The sequence below is a fragment of the Streptomyces sp. NPDC006487 genome (assembly GCF_042870555.1).
GTDB lineage: Bacteria > Actinomycetota > Actinomycetes > Streptomycetales > Streptomycetaceae > Streptomyces.
The window spans coordinates 16970-32756 of the sequence record NZ_JBIAHN010000006.1 but is presented as its reverse complement, the minus strand read 5'-3'; the positions used below and the strand labels follow the sequence as shown (position 1 = coordinate 32756).

At 74.4% G+C, this 15787-nt stretch carries 11 protein-coding genes and 1 pseudogene; 3 read left to right on the top strand and 9 right to left on the bottom strand.

Features of this window, described 5'->3' with window-relative positions; translation table 11 throughout:
- Positions 1-35 precede the first annotated feature (35 nt).
- Positions 36-2126 carry an ATP-binding protein gene (locus tag ACFYM0_RS11405; protein ID WP_388499426.1) on the top strand — a complete coding sequence of 697 codons (2091 nt, stop codon included), beginning with the start codon at positions 36-38 and terminating at the stop codon, positions 2124-2126.
- A 28-nt stretch (positions 2127-2154) separates the two neighbouring features.
- Here ACFYM0_RS11405 and ACFYM0_RS11400 read toward each other — a convergent pair whose 3' ends face one another.
- The 4 genes from ACFYM0_RS11400 to ACFYM0_RS11385 form a co-directional block, all read right to left on the bottom strand.
- Positions 2155-3015, bottom strand: coding sequence for an NAD(P)-dependent oxidoreductase (locus ACFYM0_RS11400; protein WP_388499423.1), 861 nt, complete (start codon positions 3013-3015; stop codon positions 2155-2157).
- 275 nt (positions 3016-3290) lie between these two features.
- Positions 3291-3674, bottom strand: coding sequence for a VOC family protein (locus tag ACFYM0_RS11395; protein ID WP_388499420.1), 384 nt, complete (start codon positions 3672-3674; stop codon positions 3291-3293).
- A 64-nt stretch (positions 3675-3738) separates the two neighbouring features.
- Positions 3739-5667, bottom strand: a complete 1929-nt coding sequence (locus ACFYM0_RS11390) for an ABC transporter ATP-binding protein (RefSeq protein WP_388499417.1) — start codon at positions 5665-5667, stop codon at positions 3739-3741.
- A gap of 128 nt (positions 5668-5795) precedes the next feature.
- Positions 5796-6176 carry a VOC family protein gene (locus ACFYM0_RS11385; RefSeq protein WP_388499414.1) on the bottom strand — a complete coding sequence of 127 codons (381 nt, stop codon included), beginning with the start codon at positions 6174-6176 and terminating at the stop codon, positions 5796-5798.
- Between ACFYM0_RS11385 and ACFYM0_RS11380 the strand changes: the two are divergent.
- Positions 6175-7389, top strand: a pseudogene (locus ACFYM0_RS11380) (AMP-binding protein); the annotation flags it as partial. The gene ACFYM0_RS11385 and the pseudogene ACFYM0_RS11380 sit on opposite strands and share 2 nt — an antisense overlap.
- 932 nt (positions 7390-8321) lie before the next feature.
- On the opposite strand, the gene ACFYM0_RS11375 reads toward ACFYM0_RS11380, so the two are convergent.
- Positions 8322-10379 carry a GNAT family N-acetyltransferase gene (locus ACFYM0_RS11375; RefSeq protein ID WP_388499412.1) on the bottom strand — a complete coding sequence of 686 codons (2058 nt, stop codon included), beginning with the start codon at positions 10377-10379 and terminating at the stop codon, positions 8322-8324.
- A gap of 105 nt (positions 10380-10484) precedes the next feature.
- Here ACFYM0_RS11375 and ACFYM0_RS11370 point away from each other — a divergent pair, with 105 nt between their 5' ends.
- On the top strand, positions 10485-10907 hold the full coding sequence (locus tag ACFYM0_RS11370; RefSeq protein ID WP_274551086.1) for a DUF350 domain-containing protein: 423 nt from the start codon (positions 10485-10487) through the stop codon (positions 10905-10907).
- A 95-nt stretch (positions 10908-11002) separates the two neighbouring features.
- On the opposite strand, the gene ACFYM0_RS11365 is transcribed toward ACFYM0_RS11370, so the two are convergent.
- The 4 genes from ACFYM0_RS11365 to ACFYM0_RS11350 form a co-directional block, all read right to left on the bottom strand.
- Positions 11003-12256, bottom strand: coding sequence for an acyltransferase (locus ACFYM0_RS11365; RefSeq protein ID WP_388499409.1), 1254 nt, complete (start codon positions 12254-12256; stop codon positions 11003-11005).
- Positions 12253-13296, bottom strand: a complete 1044-nt coding sequence (locus tag ACFYM0_RS11360; protein WP_388499406.1) for an alpha/beta hydrolase — start codon at positions 13294-13296, stop codon at positions 12253-12255. Before ACFYM0_RS11360 ends, ACFYM0_RS11365 begins: the two co-directional genes overlap by 4 nt.
- 133 nt (positions 13297-13429) lie before the next feature.
- Positions 13430-14113, bottom strand: coding sequence for a response regulator transcription factor (locus ACFYM0_RS11355; RefSeq protein WP_327256789.1), 684 nt, complete (start codon positions 14111-14113; stop codon positions 13430-13432).
- Positions 14110-15393, bottom strand: coding sequence for a sensor histidine kinase (locus tag ACFYM0_RS11350; protein WP_388499402.1), 1284 nt, complete (start codon positions 15391-15393; stop codon positions 14110-14112). The genes ACFYM0_RS11355 and ACFYM0_RS11350 overlap by 4 nt, the downstream gene beginning before the upstream one ends.
- Between the last annotated feature and the right edge of the window lie 394 nt (positions 15394-15787).

Here is a 15787-nt window from a genome sequence, read left to right as displayed (position 1 = left end):
CGTGCGGCACCCGCCCCGTACGCCACACTGGGCGGGTGCTGGGACATGGTGACGGGTACGAGGCCGGGAACCGCGCCTCCTTCGTGGGGCGGACCGGAGAACTGGCCCTGCTCGAACGGGCTTTGCGCGAGCGGCGGCTGATCACCCTGACCGGGCCGGGCGGTGTCGGCAAGACCCGCCTGGCCCGCCGCGCGGGGAGGGATGCCGCCGCCCCGGCGGGCCCCTTCCCCGACGGGGTGCACTGGGCCGACCTCTCCCCGCTGCCCGACGAGCGGCTGCTCGTGGCCACGGTGGCAGGCGCCCTGGACCTCGCCGACCACACCGCCCGGACCCCGGCCGCAGCGGTGCGGCAATGGATCGGCGGGCGCCGGCTCCTCCTCGTACTGGACTGCTGCGAGCACCTGGTGACGGCCGTACGGGGCCTCGTGCGGGAGCTGCTCGACGCGGCCCCGCACCTCGTCCTGCTGGTCACCAGCAGGCAGCCGCTCGGACTCGCGGGCGAACACGTCCTGGACATCGGCCCGTTGCCGCACGCCATGGACCCGTCCGGAGCCGAAGAGGCCCTCTCCCTGTTCACCCGGCGGGCCGCCGCTGCCGCCCCAGGGCAAGCGCCGCCCTGGACCGAGGCCCGGCTCGCGGCCGCCCGCTCCGTGTGCGCCCGCCTCGAAGGGGTACCCCTCGCGCTGGAACTGGCCGCCGCGCAATTGACCGACCACACTATCGAGGAGCTGGCCGAGCGGCTCGCCCGCAGGATCGGCCCGCTGTCCGTCCCCGCCCCCGTCCAGCCACCGCGCCACCGCGCGCTGCGCACCGCCATCGGCTGGAGCCACGAGTGGTGCGCACCGCGCGAACGGCTGCTGTGGCTGCGGCTGTCCGTCTTCGGCGGCTCCTTCGACCTGGCGGCCGCACGCGCCGTCTGCGCCGCCGCCCCGCTCACCGAAGAGGACGTCCCGCCGCTGCTCGACGCGCTGGTCGCCAAATCCGTCGTACGCCGGGGCGCGGACGGCTCGTACCGGATGCTGGACACGATCCGGGAGTACGGCGCCATGTGGCGCGACGAGGCCGGGGAGCGCGACGTGCTCCGGGAGGCGCACGCCGCGTACTTCACCGAGCTCGTGCGCACCGCCGAGCGGGACTGGCTCGGCCCCGCCCAGCGGATCGGTTACCGCAGGGTCGAGGCGGTGCACGGAGACCTGTGCGCGGCCCTCGAACACCACCTGGCCACCGCCCCCGAGCGGGCCCTGGACCTGGCAGCCCGCTCCGGCTTCTACTGGGCCTGCTGCGGCCACCTGCACGCCGCCCGCGGCTACCTGGAGCGGGCGCTGGCCGCCGCGCGGCCCGAGGAGGTGTCCCCGCGGATCCGGGTGCGCGCCCTGTGGGCCCTCGGGGTGACCCTGCTGCTCCAAGGCGAACAGGAACAGGCCCACCGGATCGCCGTCGGCTGCGAGGCCCTGGCCGCCGGGCTCGACGAGGGCCCGGACGGGAACGGGGGCCCGGCGCTGGACGCCGCGTACCTGCTGGGCCTGAGCCACCTGCTGGCCGGGCGGCCGCTGGCCGCACGGATCGTCTCGGACAACGCGCTGGAGGCTTTTCCCGGGACGCCCTTCGACTCGGGTCCCCGGATCCGCTGCCACCTCGTACGGGTCTTCGCGCTCACCGGGACGGGCCTGTTCAGCGACGCCCGGGAAGAGGCCGAACTGCTGCGCGCCGGCTGCGCCGAGCGGGGCGAACACTGGACCCGGGCCTACGCCGACTACCAACTGGCCCTGATCTGCCTCTTCGAGGGGCGCCCCGCCGAGTCCGCCGTACACGCCCGCGCCATGCTGGAGGGCAAGCGGGAGCTGGGCGACAGCTTCGGCACGGCCCTGGGCCTCGACCTGCTCGCGGCGGCCCGTGCGGCGACCGGCGACGGGGTCGGCGCGGCCCGCGCGTACGGCACGGGCCACGCCTACTGGCAGGCCGTCGGTCACCCGCAGCGCGGGACGCCGGAACTGGCTTCCGTGCGGGCGGAGTTCGAGCGTACGGCGCGCGGAGCACTCGGCGACCAGGCGTACGAGGCGGCCTTCCGTGAGGGCCTGCGGCACGGCCACACCCTGCGCACCCGCCCCCACCCGTACGAGGGCTGAGCCCCTCCCACCGGGTCGGGGCCGTCCCTCAGGGCTGGTCGGGGAAGCCCGCGAAGTAGCCGGCAGCCATGTCCTCGTCGCCGTGGCCCAGGGCGTCGGCGCGGTGGAAACGGGCCCGCGCGGCGACGGCCAGGTCCACCGACACCCCGGCCGACTCCGCCGCCTCGGCGATCAGCCCGGTGTCCTTCTCCGCTCCGCGCACCGTGAAACTCGGCGTGAAGTCCCGGTCCAGCACGGCCCGCATCTTGGTCTGGAGGTACGGGCTGTCCATCGGCCCGCCGGTCACGACCTGCGCGAACAGGTCCGGGTCCACCCCCAGCCCCTCGGCGAGCGCCAAGGCCTCGCCGACCGCTGCCGTCACGGTGATCGCGTACCCGACGGTGGCCAGCTTCAGCCGGGTCGCGGACCCCGGCTCCTCCCCGACCCGCAGCACGCTGCTCCCGACGGCGGCGAAGACCGGGTCCAGCCGCGGGTCGGCCGGGCCGCCGACCAGCACGACCAGGGTCCCGGCCTCGGCGGGCTGCCGGGTGCCCTGTACCGGGGCGTCGACGAAGACCAGCCCGTGTTCTCCCGCGAAGGCGGCCAGCTCCTCGAGGGAGGCCAGGCCGACCGTGCCCATCTGCGCCCACACCTGACCGGCGCTCAGGCCGTCCACGGCGGCGGCCATGGCCCGGGCCACCGCCGCACCGTCGGCCAGCATGGTGATCACCACGTCCGCCCCGGCCACCGCCTCGGCCGGGCTGTCGGCGACCAGCGCACCGTCGGCGGCCAGTGCGGCCGCCTTCTCCCGGGTCCGGTTCCAGACCCGGACCTCCTGCCCGGACCGCAGCAGGTTCCGGGCCATCCCCGTTCCCATGATTCCGGTCCCCAGCAGCGCGACGGTGCTCATGGCGGTACTCCCATTCAGGTGATCCCTCGGGTACTCCCGGGAGACAGTCTCCACGGGCGCGGACCCCGGTCCCGCCAACGGAAGCTCAATCCACCGCCGGGGGAGCGGCCGAGAGGACGGCTTTGAGCAGCCCGGGGAACCGGCCGGCCGGGTCCTCGCGGCGCAGCGATGCGGCCTTGTGGCGGCCGATTATGTGCTCGTGGGTGATCCCGGACCCGCGCAGGACCCGCCAGTGGTGGGTGGCCCCTGCCGCCGCCCGACGCGGCGGCAGGTCGCTACTGGGGATCGCCGGCCGTGCGCGGCGTGGTCTGCTGGACCGCCCAGCCGTTGCCGTCGGGGTCGGAGAAGTAGACGAAGGAACCCCAGGGCATGTCCTCGATCTCCGTCACCTCGATGCCCCGGCCCTTGAGATCGGCGAAGGCCTCCTCGATGTCCGCGACCACGACCTGCATGTTGTCCAGCGAACCCGGTGTCATCCGGGTCAGGCCCTTGCCGATGGCGATCGAACAGGCCGAGCCCGGCGGGGTGAGCTGGACGAAGCGGATCTCCTCGCTGACCGTGATGTCGTGGTCGGCGTGGAAGCCGATGCGTTCGTAGAAGGCCTTGGCCCGGTCGATGTCGGTGACCGGTACGGCGACCAGTTCCAGTTTGATGTCCATCGGCTGCTCCTGACTCCGGTGATCCCGTGTTCCGGGGGGCCGGTTCCGGCCGCCCCGTTGGCCATCATCCGCCGGAGACCGCCGCCGCGCCGCCCGGAAGGGCCCGCTCCGCCGGCGTGTCCCCGTCCGGGCCGGCCGCCGCGAACTGGGTGCGGTACAGCTCCTCGTACCGTCCGCCCACCGCCAGCAGCTCGGTGTGGGTGCCGCGTTCGACGATCCTGCCGTCCTCCACCACCAGGATCAGGTCGGCCGCCTGCACCGTCGACAGCCGGTGCGCGATCACCACGGCCGTCCGGCCCGACAGGGCCTCGGCCAGGGCCTCCTGGACCGCCGCCTCCGAGGTGGAGTCCAGATGGGCCGTGGCCTCGTCGAGGATCACCACCCGCTGGCCGGCCAGCAGCAGCCGGGCGATGGTCAGCCGCTGCCGCTCTCCGCCCGAGAGCCGGTAGCCGCGCTCGCCGACGACCGTGTCCAGCCCGTCCGGGAGCGAGGCCACGAGCCCGTCCAGCCGGGAGCGGCGCAGGGCCTCCCAGATCTCCTCCTCCCCGGCCTCCGGGCGGGCGAGCAGCAGGTTGGCCCGTACCGATTCGTGGAAGAGGTGGCCGTCCTGCGTGACCATGCCCAGCGTCTCGCGGATCGAGTCCGCGGTGAGGTCCCGTACGTCGACCCCGCCGAGGCGGACCGCACCCGAGTCGGTGTCGTACAGCCGGGGCAGCAACTGCGCGATGGTCGACTTCCCGGCGCCCGAGGAACCGACCAGGGCGATCATCTGCCCGGGCTCGGCACGGAAGGACACCTCGTGCAGCACCTCGGTGCCGCCCCGCGCGTCGAGGGTCGCGACCTCCTCCAGGGAGGCGAGGGACACCTTGTCGGGGGAGGGGTAGCCGAAGGACACCTTGTCGAACTCCACCGCCACGGGCCCCTCCGGCACCCGGCGGGCATCCGGCTTCTGGGAGATCAGCGGCTTCAGGTCGAGGATCTCGAAGACCCGCTCGAAGCTGACCATCGCGCTCATCACCTCGACCCGCGCCCCGGCGAGCGCGGTCAGCGGCGCGTACAGCCGGGTCAGGAGCAGGGCGAGGGCGACCACCGAGCCCGCGTCCAGGGTGCCGGCGAGCGCGTAGTGGCCGCCGAGCCCGTACACGAGCGCCAGGGCCAGCGCGGAGACCAGGGTGAGGGCGGTGATGAAGGCCGACTGGGCCATCGCCGTGCGGATCCCGATGTCCCGCACCCGGGCGGCGCGCGCCGCGAACTCCGCCGACTCCTCGTCGGGCCGCCCGAACAGCTTCACGAGGGTGGCGCCCGGCGCGGAGAACCGCTCGGTCATCTGCGTGCCCATCGAGGCGTTGAGCGCGGACGCCTCCCGCTGCAGCGCCGCCATCCGCACCCCCATCCGGCGGGCGGGCAGCACGAACACCGGCAGGAGCACGAGGGCCAGCAGCGTGATCTGCCAGGAGATGCCCAGCATCACGGTCAAGGTCAGCAGCAGCGTCACGGTATTGGACACCACCCCCGACAGGGTGTTGCTGAAGGCCCGCTGCGCGCCGATCACGTCGTTGTTGAGCCGGCTGACCAGCGCCCCGGTCCGGGTCCGGGTGAAGAACGCCACCGGCATCCGCTGCACGTGGTCGAAGACCGCCGTCCGCAGATCCAGGATCAGCCCCTCGCCGAGGGTGGACGACAGCCGGCGCAGGACCAGCCCCAGCCCCGCCTCCGCGACCGCGATCAGCGCGATCAGCAGGGCGAGGCGGGTGACCGTACCGCCCTCACGGCCCTCCACGATCGCGGTGACCACGCGGCTCGCGAGCACCGGGGTGGCCACCGCGAGCAGCGCCGTCACCACACTGAGCAGGAGGAAGAAGGTGAGCCCGCGCCGGTGCGGGCGGGCGAAGGCGGCGATCCGGCGCAGCCCGGCCCGCGAGAGCGGCCGCCGGTCCTGCTGGGCGTTGATCGCGCTGTGGAGCGAGGTCCAGGCGGTGACTTCCATATCCATGCGCTGAACGTTAGGACCTCAACCGAACTTGAGGTCAAGGGGCAGATGGCCCTCGGGTGGCCAGGAACCCTGTTCGACAGGTAGATGACAGGTCGATGGGCAGGTCGGATGAGAGGTCGTTCGAGAGGTCAGTCGAGGCAGAAGATGTTCTCCTCGGGATCGGTCATCACGATGATGCCTTCGTTGACCTCATCGGATTCCAGGCGGTACAGCCGCTTCGCGCCCAGCGCCTCCAGCCTGGCGGCCTCCGCCTCCAGCACGGCCATCCTCTCGTCCCCCTTCAGACCGGGTGCCGACCGCACGTCCAGGTGCAGACGGTTCTTCGCCGCCGTCCTGGCTTCCGGGACCCTCTGGAAGTAGAGCCGCGGCCCCTTCCCGTCCGGATCCGAGGCGGCCGCCCAGTCGTCGGATCCCCCCGGCTGGACGCGATAGCCCAGCGCCTGCGCCCAGAACTCCGCCTGCGCGCCCGGATCGGCGCAGTCGTACGCCACCTGCAATTCCTTGGCCATGGGGCCTCCGACCATTCGAAACCTGTCCACCGGTACCGGTCGGCACCAGCGCAGGACGATAGTGGATCAACCCTCGCTCGTACGAGGGATTTTCGCAGCCCTCGTGGCTGTCGGTGCCCGGTGCCAGAATCGCTCCATGACGCTGGGATCAGAGCCCTTCACGCACTCAGGCCGCCGCGCCGGCGACACCGTTCTCTCCCGCTTCGAACGCTGGGCCCGCGACACCCCCGGAGCCCAGGCCCTCGCCGCGGGCACCGACAGCCTCACCTACGGTCAACTGGACGCACGCGCCAACCAGTCGGCGCGACACCTGCTCGACCGAGGACTGCCCGAAGGGGCCGTCGTCGCCGTGTGCTCCGCCCCGCGGGCCGAGCTCCTCGTCCTCCTCCTCGGCATCCTCAAGGCCGGCGCCGCCTACACCGTCATCGACGTCGAGAACCCGCGCACGGGGCAGCGTCAGCTCGCCGCCGCCCGGCCCTTCGCCCTGCTCGCCGACGCCGCGGACCAGGCCCGGCTCGACGACGGAGGCGACCTGCGGGTGATCCGCACCGGCGGTGACCACGCGGTCGCCACCGCCGGGCTGCCCACCGACCCGCCGGACCGGGCACCGCGAGGGGACACGGCTGCCGTGCTGTTCACCGCGGGTGCGGACCGGCGGGCCGTCCCGCTCTCCCACGAACGGTTCCTCGCCGCCCACGAGGGGTGGGTCCGGGTCGCGGGGCCGGTACCCGAGGACCGGCACCTGATCACCGCGGCCCCGGACCTCACCGGCTTCGCCGCCGGATGGACACGGGCCCTGTGCGAGGGTGGCGCCCTCGTCCTGCCCGAAGGCCCGCGCTGGACACCCGAGTCACTGCGCCGCGCCGTCGACGCCGAGCGGGTCACCGTCCTGCACACCGACCCGGGCACCGCCACCCAGCTCCTCGTCCGCGACCGGGAGGCCTCCCTGTCGCGGACCCTGCACCGCCCCGACGAGGGGCTGCGGTCGCTGCGCATGGTCACGGTCACCGGCGACCGCCTCTACCTCGACGAGCACGCCGCGCTGCTCGCCCGGCTGCGGCCCGGAGCCCGGCTGCTCAACGTCTACGGGCCCACCGAAGCGGCGGGCGTCGGCGCCCGCTTCGAACTCCCTCATCTCGCGGGCCCCTTGGACGGAGCCGAGGAGCTCTCGCTGATCGGTGCCGCCTTCCCCGGCTGCGAACTGGACGTGCGCGACGGGCAGATTCACCTCACCGTGCCCGGAGGCGGCGAACCGATCCCCACCGGCGACCTCGGAGCGCCGCGTGCCGACGGCCTGCTGGAGTTCCGGGGCCGGATCCGCGACCGGCTCACCGCGGACGGCAAGCCCCTCGACCCGCATCCCGTCGAGTCCGCGATCCGCAGCCACGAAGCGGTCGGCGCCGTGCTCCTGGCCGAGGTCAAGGGCGCCGGTACGGGCGTGAACGCGCGGCCGAGGCTCGTCGCCTTCCTCGCCCCGGCCGCGGAGAACGACGCCTGGCCCCCGGGCTCCGACCTCCCCGACGGCGGGGAACTCCGCCGCCACCTGGCGGGCAGGCTTCCGGGGGCCATGATGCCGAGTGCCGTGGTCCGGCTGCCCAGGATCCCCCGGGACAGGACCGGCCGCGAGCAGCGGGCCGCGCTCCCGATGCCACCGGGGCGGGCGGGGGACGACCGCGGCGGGGACGGGGGTGGGGGCGGCAAGTACGGCGGCAAGTACGTGAGGAGCGACTCGGGGCCCAATATCGCCGGATGGGCCGGCCTCATCTTCTTCATCGCGGTCGGGCTGACCCTGGTGGCGGGCTTCATCATGATCCTGACCATGGTCTTCTGGCCCGGTTCCACGAACCTCACCGGCGTCCCGAACCCGTACGCGACGCTCTTCTTCTTCCTCTACGTGTGCGAATGCTGGGCGTTCGCGGCCGGCCTGTGGTTCCTGTTCGCCGGCCGGTCCCGGATGCGCCGCCACGGGCGCCGCGGCCCCCGCATCACCGCGGCCGCCCATCTGGCGATCGTCTACCTGCTGGCCGCGTGGTGGCCGCAGGACAACTTCTACCGGCTGGCGGCCAAACAGGACTGGCCGCAGCAGGCCGCGCTCGTCTACGTCTTCAACATCCCGCTGATGATCGCCGCCGGGGTCGTGGCGGTCTACGCCTCCCGTCCGCCGCTCAGCGCCTTCGACGTGGAGCCGGACCCGGTGTCGGTTTCGGCGTCGGGGCCGGCCTCCGGTCCGGCCTCGGCCTCGGTTCCGGCGCAGACACCGGTCCGGGACGGGGTCCGGGCCGACGATCCGGCCGGCTGAGCCCCGGCCGGCCGCTCCCCGGCCGGCCCGTGCCCGGCCATGGGCTCGAACATCGCCCCGACGGACAGGGCTTCCGCCCGCACCAGCCGTTCGGCCGCGTCCAGCAGCTCCCTGCCGGTCGCGGCCACCAGGGCGCCCATCCAGGGCGCCGCTTCGAAGGCGCCGGTGGGGATGGCGGGGAGGAACACCGCGCCGATCCCGGCGCACCTGCGGGACAGCCGCTCGCACAGTTCGCCGAAGGCCGCCTCCGGCAACCGGGCGCCGAGATCCACCCGGTCGGCGATCCGTACGAAGTGTCCCGCGCCCCGCAGTTCGTCGAGCCGGGCCGCCACCACGAAGGCGACGGACGGACCGGTCAGGCGCAGGTTCGTCTCGGTCGGGGCGAGCCGTCCCGCGCCGTCGGAGACGAAGTCCACGTCGAACCAGCCCCGGTAGCCCGCGGCCGACAGCTCCCGGCCCACCGCGCGTCCGAAGGCGAGCAGCGGTTCCTCCGCCCATCCGGGGAGCACTCCCGGACCCACGGTCGCCCCGCGGTATCCGCCGTCCGCCACGTCCATCACCGCCCCGCCGACCTCGTGCACGCGGCCCCGCGCGTCCACGAACCCGTCGTACGTGAGGTCGCGCGGCTCGGCCGGATCCGCCGGACCGCGTACGTACTCCTCCACCAGCAGAGGTCCGCGCGGCAGCGCCCGCACCACCGCCCGGGCGCCGCCCGCCCCCCGGACCCGCTCGGGGGTCATCACCGTGGTGCCCGAACCGCCGACGCCGTGCTCCGATTTCAGAACGGTGCTCTCGCCCGCCTTGGTGCGGGACGCCAGCAGCCGGACCGCCGCCCGCCGGGTGTCCGCCCGCCACTGCGCGGGCAGCGTGATCGCGGGGTGCCCGCCCTCCGCGAGGATCCCGCCGAAGAGCCCGTGCGCCGCGGACTTCGACTCGTACCGCAGCTCGTCCGGCCGCCAGGGCCGCCGGGTCAGCCGGGCGAAGGGGGCGGTCAGGCCCCACGGCACGAGGGGCGCGGCCCCGGTCCCGGCCCCGGCTCCCGCCCCGGCCCCGGTCAGCCGTGCGGCCAGCGCCGGCCGGGACCGTACGGCGTCCGACAGGTCCCGGTCCCGCTCCGCCAGCCCGTCGTACACCTCCACCCCGGCGGGCCAGTCCAGTTGGCGCCCGAGCAGGGAGATCCAGCCCGGCGGGACCGGTCGCGGCAGCACCAGCGCGGCCGGCCGCGGGCTGTAGAAGGCGGCCAGACAGGCGTAGTGGTGGGCGGCCCGCTGTTCCCGGTCCAGGGAGGCGTCCGCGAACTGCGCGTTGTACTCGGCGACATTGCCCACGTGTACGGCCGCCCCGCCGCCCGTCCAGGCCCGGGCCCACTCGGCCAGGGGCACGGGCGCCACCTCGAACCGCACCAGTCCGCCGGGAGCGCCCGGCCCCGCGTCGGGCCCCGCGTCGGGTCCCGGTCCCGGTCCCGGTTCCGGACCCGAGGCCACCGCGCCCATCGCCCGGTAGAACCCGGCCGCGTGCGGATCGGCGTCGATCAGCAGCCGGCGGAAGCCGAGCCCCGCGGCGCGCCGCAGCACGTCCCGGTACAGCAGGCGTCCCACGCCCCCGCCGATGGCGGCCGGTTCGACGAAGAGCAGCCCCAGCCGCCCGAACGGCGGCTCCCCTTCCAGGGAGGCGAGCCCGAGCACGGCGTTCGGGCCGTCGCCGGACCGGGCCCCGGCGGCCCCGGCAGCCGCGGCCTCGGCGACCACGATCCGCCGCCGCACCTCGTCCCCGGCCCCGATGCGCAACTCCGGAGCGCACGCGGCGAGAAACTCGGCCCCGTACCCCCAGTGCGCCTTGGAGCGCATGACCAGCCCCGTCAGTGCGCCGGCCTCATCGGGCCGCGCGGCCCTGAGCTCTGCCATTTCCTGACCTCCCCATGGTCGGGTGCGGTGCCGTGCGATAGATTCGGCCACCGCGACGACAGGCACGCGACGTACTTCCTACCCCACCCCGGAGACGGCTTCCCAATGAGCGACATCATCAACGGACTTGGCCGCACCACCGCATTCGGCGGTGTCGGCCTGGTGCTGCTCATCCTCGGCATCGTCCTGGTGGACGTGCTGACCCCCGGCAAGCTGCCGAAGCAGATCTGGGAAGAGCGCAACCGGAACGCCTCCGTGATGCTCTCCTCGGCGCTGCTCGGCATCGGCGGCATCGTCTTCACCTCGATCTGGACCACGTACGACAGCTTCGGCAAGGGCCTGCTCTCCACGGCGGCGTTCGGACTCCTCGGCCTGGTCCTGATGGCCGTGGCCTTCCTGGTGCTGGACCTGGTGACCCCGGGCAAGCTCGGCGCCATCGTGGTCGACCCCGAGCCGCACCCCGCCGTGTGGGTGACCGCCTCCTGCAACCTCGCGGTCGCCGCGATCGTCGCCGCCTCCATCGCCTGACGGCCCGCGCACGCGTACGCGCACGCACCGTACGAGAGCGCCGCTCCCCGAGGGGAGCGGCGCTCTCGTTTCGTACGGGTGCTCCGGACGCCGTCCTACGCCAGCCCCAGGGCGAACACCGCGAACCCGGCCGCCAGCAGGCCCGCCACGGTGCGGCGCACCGCCGTGGACCGCGTCAGGCCCGTCGCAGGCCGCTCGAAGCGGCGGGCGTAGCGGGCGATGGCCACCAGCAGCCCGGCGAACACCGGCATCCACGCCAGCCGCGCCACGATCCACCCCACACTGTCCGGCGCCGTCGTCAGCCCGGCCAGGGGGCCCGCGAACGACCCCGGTACGGCGGCCGCCAGCATCGCGGTCTGGTGCCAGCACAGGATCGTCATCGCGCACAGGTTGATCACGACCACCGGGGCCCACAGCGCCGGCCGGGCCAGCAGCCGGGCCAGCCGGTCCCGCAGCAGGATCGCGGCCCCCGACTGGACCGAGGCCAGGGCCAGGACCAGCAGCGACGGCGGATGCGAATTGGTCCGGGCCTCGCCCGGCACACCGACCATCGACGCCGGGTAGTGGAAGACCATCAGCAGGGCCGCGAACAGCGCGCCCCCGCCCGCCAGCAGCAGCCACCCCCCGCGCCGCCCGATCCGGCCCTCGCCCCAGTCCACGCCGAGCTGGTACGCGAACAGCCAGCCCGGCAGGATGTTCACCAGCGCCACCCACCCGGGCACCGAGTCCGCGAAGGGCCCGTAGCGCAGGAAGTCCACGACGGCCACCGAGGCGAGCAGCGGGGCCGCCGCCCAGCCGCCGAACCGGTGCGCGGCGCGCACGCAGTACGGGGTCAGCGCGGTGACCACCACGTACACCCCGACGAACCACAGCGGCTGGATCACCAGCTTCGCCCCCGTCCGCAGGGTCGCCTCGGGCACTCCGGCCGCGTACAGCACGGGCGCGGCCAGCGCCCACACCGCCGTGACCCCGAGCACCGGCCGCCCCAGCCGGGCGATCCGGCCCTTCAGCCAGGCCCCGGCCGATCCGGTGTGCCGCCGGAAGGAGAGCGCCGCTGCGTAGCCGCCGACGAGGAAGAAGACGCCGAGCATCTGAAGCACCCAACTGGCCGGGGCCAGGCCGCCGAAGGCGGAGAGGGGGCTGGCGTTGTGCAGGGCCCCGTCGGCGTCGAGGGTGAACCCGCCGAGCAGCCAGTGCCCGGTCGGAACGGCCAGCAGGGCCAGCGCCCGCAGCCCGTCGATCGCCCGGTCCCGGTGGCCGGGGGTCTTCGCGTCGATCCGGCCGGCGGCCGCCCGGGCCTTGGTGAGGATGGACGGCGAGGTCGCCGGCCCGGTCTCCGCCGCGTTCATCGGGCCGCTCCCGTCGCGATCGCGGCGAAGGCCTTCAGGGACCGGGTGCCGGGAGTGAAGTAGCCGGTGTGGCCCGCCGCGTCGGCGGCGTCGATCCGGCGGGCGCCGAAGGCGGCCGAGGTGGGATCGGCGCCGTGGCCGAGCCCGGCGAACTCCACGTTGGGCACGTCGGAGATCCAGTCGGATGGCCCGCGCGCCGCCCATACGCGGGCGCCGGTGCGCAGGCCCTCCACGCTGTCCGCGCGCATCCCCGGTGAGCCGAAGGCGACGATGTCGGTGGCGTCCGTGTGCCGGGCCGCCAGCCCGCAGACCACCGAGCCGTAGCTGTGGCAGAACAGCACCGGATCGGGTGCGCCGACCGCGTCGAGCCCCTCGGTGAACCGGGCGAGGCGGACCGCGCCCGCCCGCGCCAGCCGCCCGCGGGCCGTGTCCAGCCCCACCCCGGCGGGCGTGGTGTAGCCGGTCCAGGCGATGACGGCGACGCTCTCCCCGGTCGTGGACCTCAGGGCGCGGGCCATGCCCGCCGGGCCGGTGTGGGCGGCCCGCGGGCGGTCGTAGGTGGTGGCGTCGTTGTCCGAGCCGGGCACGATCACCGAGACGTGCGCGGCCCGGCCCAAGGCACCGAAGACCTCGGCGACGGTGCCCCGTCCGCGCGGGTCGAAGGCCAGGATCTGCCGGCCGGGCGCGGCCAGCGAAGCGAAGCGGGGCTCGCCGGTCGCCGTCACGGCCAGCCGGTTGGCCTCGTACCTGAGGGGGAGCGGTGCCCCGTCCAGATTGCCCACCACCAGCGGGTGGGCCCGTACGAGGTCCCGTGCCCGGGACCCGTCCAGCCCGGCGAAGAACCGCGCGACCTCAACAGGTGTGGCCCGCGCCGGATCCGGCGGCGGCTGCCCGGACACCGTGTCGGCCCGCCAGGCGGCGGCGCCCGGCGGCGGGCCGGTGACCGCGGCCTGGGCGTCCGCGGAGGCCCATCCCGCGGTGCCGGCGACGACGGTCGCCGCCAGTGCGGCCGTGACCAGTGTCCTTGCGAAGCGGCGCATGCCCCTTCTCCTCTCCTCGTGACGAGGAGGAAGGTAAGAAGGAGGCGGCAAAGCGCGCGTCGCACCGTGGAGCCAAATGCGATGTCATACCCGGGTAGGGGGTGGAGGAGAAGATCCTCCCGGCGGTCCGCGGTCAGGCCGTCGTGTCGCCCGGCCGCACCAGCCCCGCCTCGTAGGCGAAGATCACGGCCTGGGCCCGGTCGCGAAGGTCCAGTTTGCCCAGCACCCGCCCGATGTGCGTCTTGACCGTCTGCTCGGCGACCACCAGATGACCGGCGATCTCCTGGTTCGACAGCCCGCGCGCGATCAGCTCCAGGACCTCGGTCTCCCGCGGGGTCAGCCCGTTCAGCCGCAGCGCGGGATCGCGGCGCGGCACGGGCCGCCGCTCGACGAAGTCCGCGATCAGCCGCCGGGTCACCGAAGGAGCCAGCAGCGCCTCGCCCGAGGCGACCACCCGTACCGCCGCGATCAGATCCGCCGGCGGGGCGTCCTTCAGCAGGAAGCCGGAGGCCCCCGCGCGCAGGGCCTCGTACACGTAGTCGTCGATGTCGAAGGTGGTGAGCATCAGCACCTTCGGCCGGTGCACCACCCCCGGCGGGGGATCGAGGAGCTCGCGGGCGGCGCTGAGCCCGTCCATCTCCGGCATCCGGACGTCCATCAGCACCACGTCGGGGTGGACGGTGCGGGAGACCTGGATCCCCTGGCGTCCGTCGGGCGCCTCGCCCACCACGTCGATGTCGGCCTGCGCCGACAACAGCGCGGCGAAACCCGCCCGCACCATGGCCTGGTCGTCGACGATGATCACGCGGATGGTCAACTTGGTTCCTCGGGAGCGGTGTTGATGGGCATGCGGGCGGCGACCCGGAAACCGCCGTCGGGCAGCGGACCGGTGTCCAGCGTCCCGCCCGTCAACCGTACGCGCTCCCGCATCCCCACCAGACCGTGCCCGGTGCCCGAGGTCTCCACCGCCACCACCGCGTCCCGCGCCGGTCCGTTGACCACCAGCACGAGGAGCTCCTCCTCGTCGAAGGTCACCGAGACCCGCGTCGAAGCACCCGGCGCGTGCCGCACCACATTGGCCAGCGCCTCCTGGACGATCCGGTACGCCGACAGGTCAACGGCCGGCGCCGCCGCCGTGGCCGCGCCCGCGGCCAGCGCCAACTCCACCGGCTGTCCGGCCCGTACGGTCGCCTCCACCAGCTGCTGCAACCGGCCGAGCCCCGGCTGCGGGGTCCGGTCGGCGCCGCCGTTCGCCTCGTCGCCGCGCAGCACCGTCAGCAGCCGCCGCATCTCGCCCAGCGATTCCCGCGCGCTCGACGCGATCGCCGCGAACTCCTCCCGCACCGGCTCCGCCATGCCGGGCAGCCGGTACGGCGCCGAATCCGCCTGGACCGTGATCACCGACATGTGGTGGGCCACCACGTCGTGCAACTCCCTCGCGATCCGGGCCCGTTCCTCCAGCAGGGTGCGCCGGGACCGCTCGGCCTCGCTGATGCTCTCCTGCTCGGCGATCTTCTGGCGCGCGTCGCCCAGCCCGCGCAGTGCTCCCGTCAGCGCGAGCACCACTCCGGACAGGACGAACAGCAGGGCGACGGTGTTGGTCACCCCGTCCGGCTTGAAGGCGCTCAGCAGCGCCCCGGTCACCCCGGTCGCCAGCCACACCCAGACCAGGGTCCGGATGGACTCGCGCAGGCCCAGGCAGGCCATCAGGACCAGGTAGCCGATGATCACCATCGGGGTCCAGGGCCAGGCGTGGCCCGCCACCCGGTCGGCCTGGGTCAGCACGGCGGCCCCGGCCGTGTCCGCGAGCAGCACCATCCCCCACGCGGGCAGCGGGCGGGTCACGGCGAGCAGCAGGGGCAGGGTCTGGGCCACACCCAGCGCTCCGGCCCAGCCGCCGCCCGCCTTGTAGTCGTTGGTCAGCACCGCGATGGTCACCGGCAGCAGCGTCATCACGCACACGGCGGTCACGGCGTACGGCAGCATTCGCTGCCAGGCCTCGGGCGCCTGCGCGAGCAGCGGTTCGGCGGCCCGCGCGGGGGTACGCAGCGCCACCGCGAACTGCCCTGGCCGGGCGTGGGGGGCGTCCGGGGCCACCGGCGCGGACCGGCGCGGCGATCCGGGCGGGGACCCGGAGGGGGATCCGGACGGGGACCCATGCGGCGATCCGGGCCGGGACCCGGAGGGGGATCCGGACGCGGATCCCTGCGGCGGTCCGGACGGTGACCGGGATCCGGGCCGGGCTCGGAAGAGGGATCGGAATCGGGATCGGGCTCGCTCGCTCATGATCGGTCCAGCGTATGCGTCCACGGCCCGCCGCCGGCGCTCACCGGCCGACCGGGCCTCCCCGTCCGGCCCCGGCCGCCCGGGAGGGTGTCCGGCACCGAGTCCGGCGCCACCATCGGGTCGGGGTCCGGGATGGTGCCCGCCACGGGGAAGGCCACCTGGTCCGGGTCTGGCATGGGGTCCCTCACAGGGTCGGGGACCGCCA

Bases quoted from the DNA above. Each gene is read 5' to 3' on its own strand.
- ACFYM0_RS11400 (WP_388499423.1), bottom strand. From the start codon at position 3,015: ATGAGCACCGTCGCGCTGCTGGGGACCGGAATCATGGGAACGGGGATG.
- ACFYM0_RS11395 (WP_388499420.1), bottom strand. From the start codon at position 3,674: ATGGACATCAAACTGGAACTGGTCGCCGTACCGGTCACCGACATCGAC.
- ACFYM0_RS11390 (WP_388499417.1), bottom strand. From the start codon at position 5,667: ATGGATATGGAAGTCACCGCCTGGACCTCGCTCCACAGCGCGATCAAC.
- ACFYM0_RS11385 (WP_388499414.1), bottom strand. From the start codon at position 6,176: ATGGCCAAGGAATTGCAGGTGGCGTACGACTGCGCCGATCCGGGCGCG.
- ACFYM0_RS11375 (WP_388499412.1), bottom strand. From the start codon at position 10,379: ATGGCAGAGCTCAGGGCCGCGCGGCCCGATGAGGCCGGCGCACTGACG.
- ACFYM0_RS11370 (WP_274551086.1), top strand. From the start codon at position 10,485: ATGAGCGACATCATCAACGGACTTGGCCGCACCACCGCATTCGGCGGT.
- ACFYM0_RS11365 (WP_388499409.1), bottom strand. From the start codon at position 12,256: ATGAACGCGGCGGAGACCGGGCCGGCGACCTCGCCGTCCATCCTCACC.
- ACFYM0_RS11360 (WP_388499406.1), bottom strand. From the start codon at position 13,296: ATGCGCCGCTTCGCAAGGACACTGGTCACGGCCGCACTGGCGGCGACC.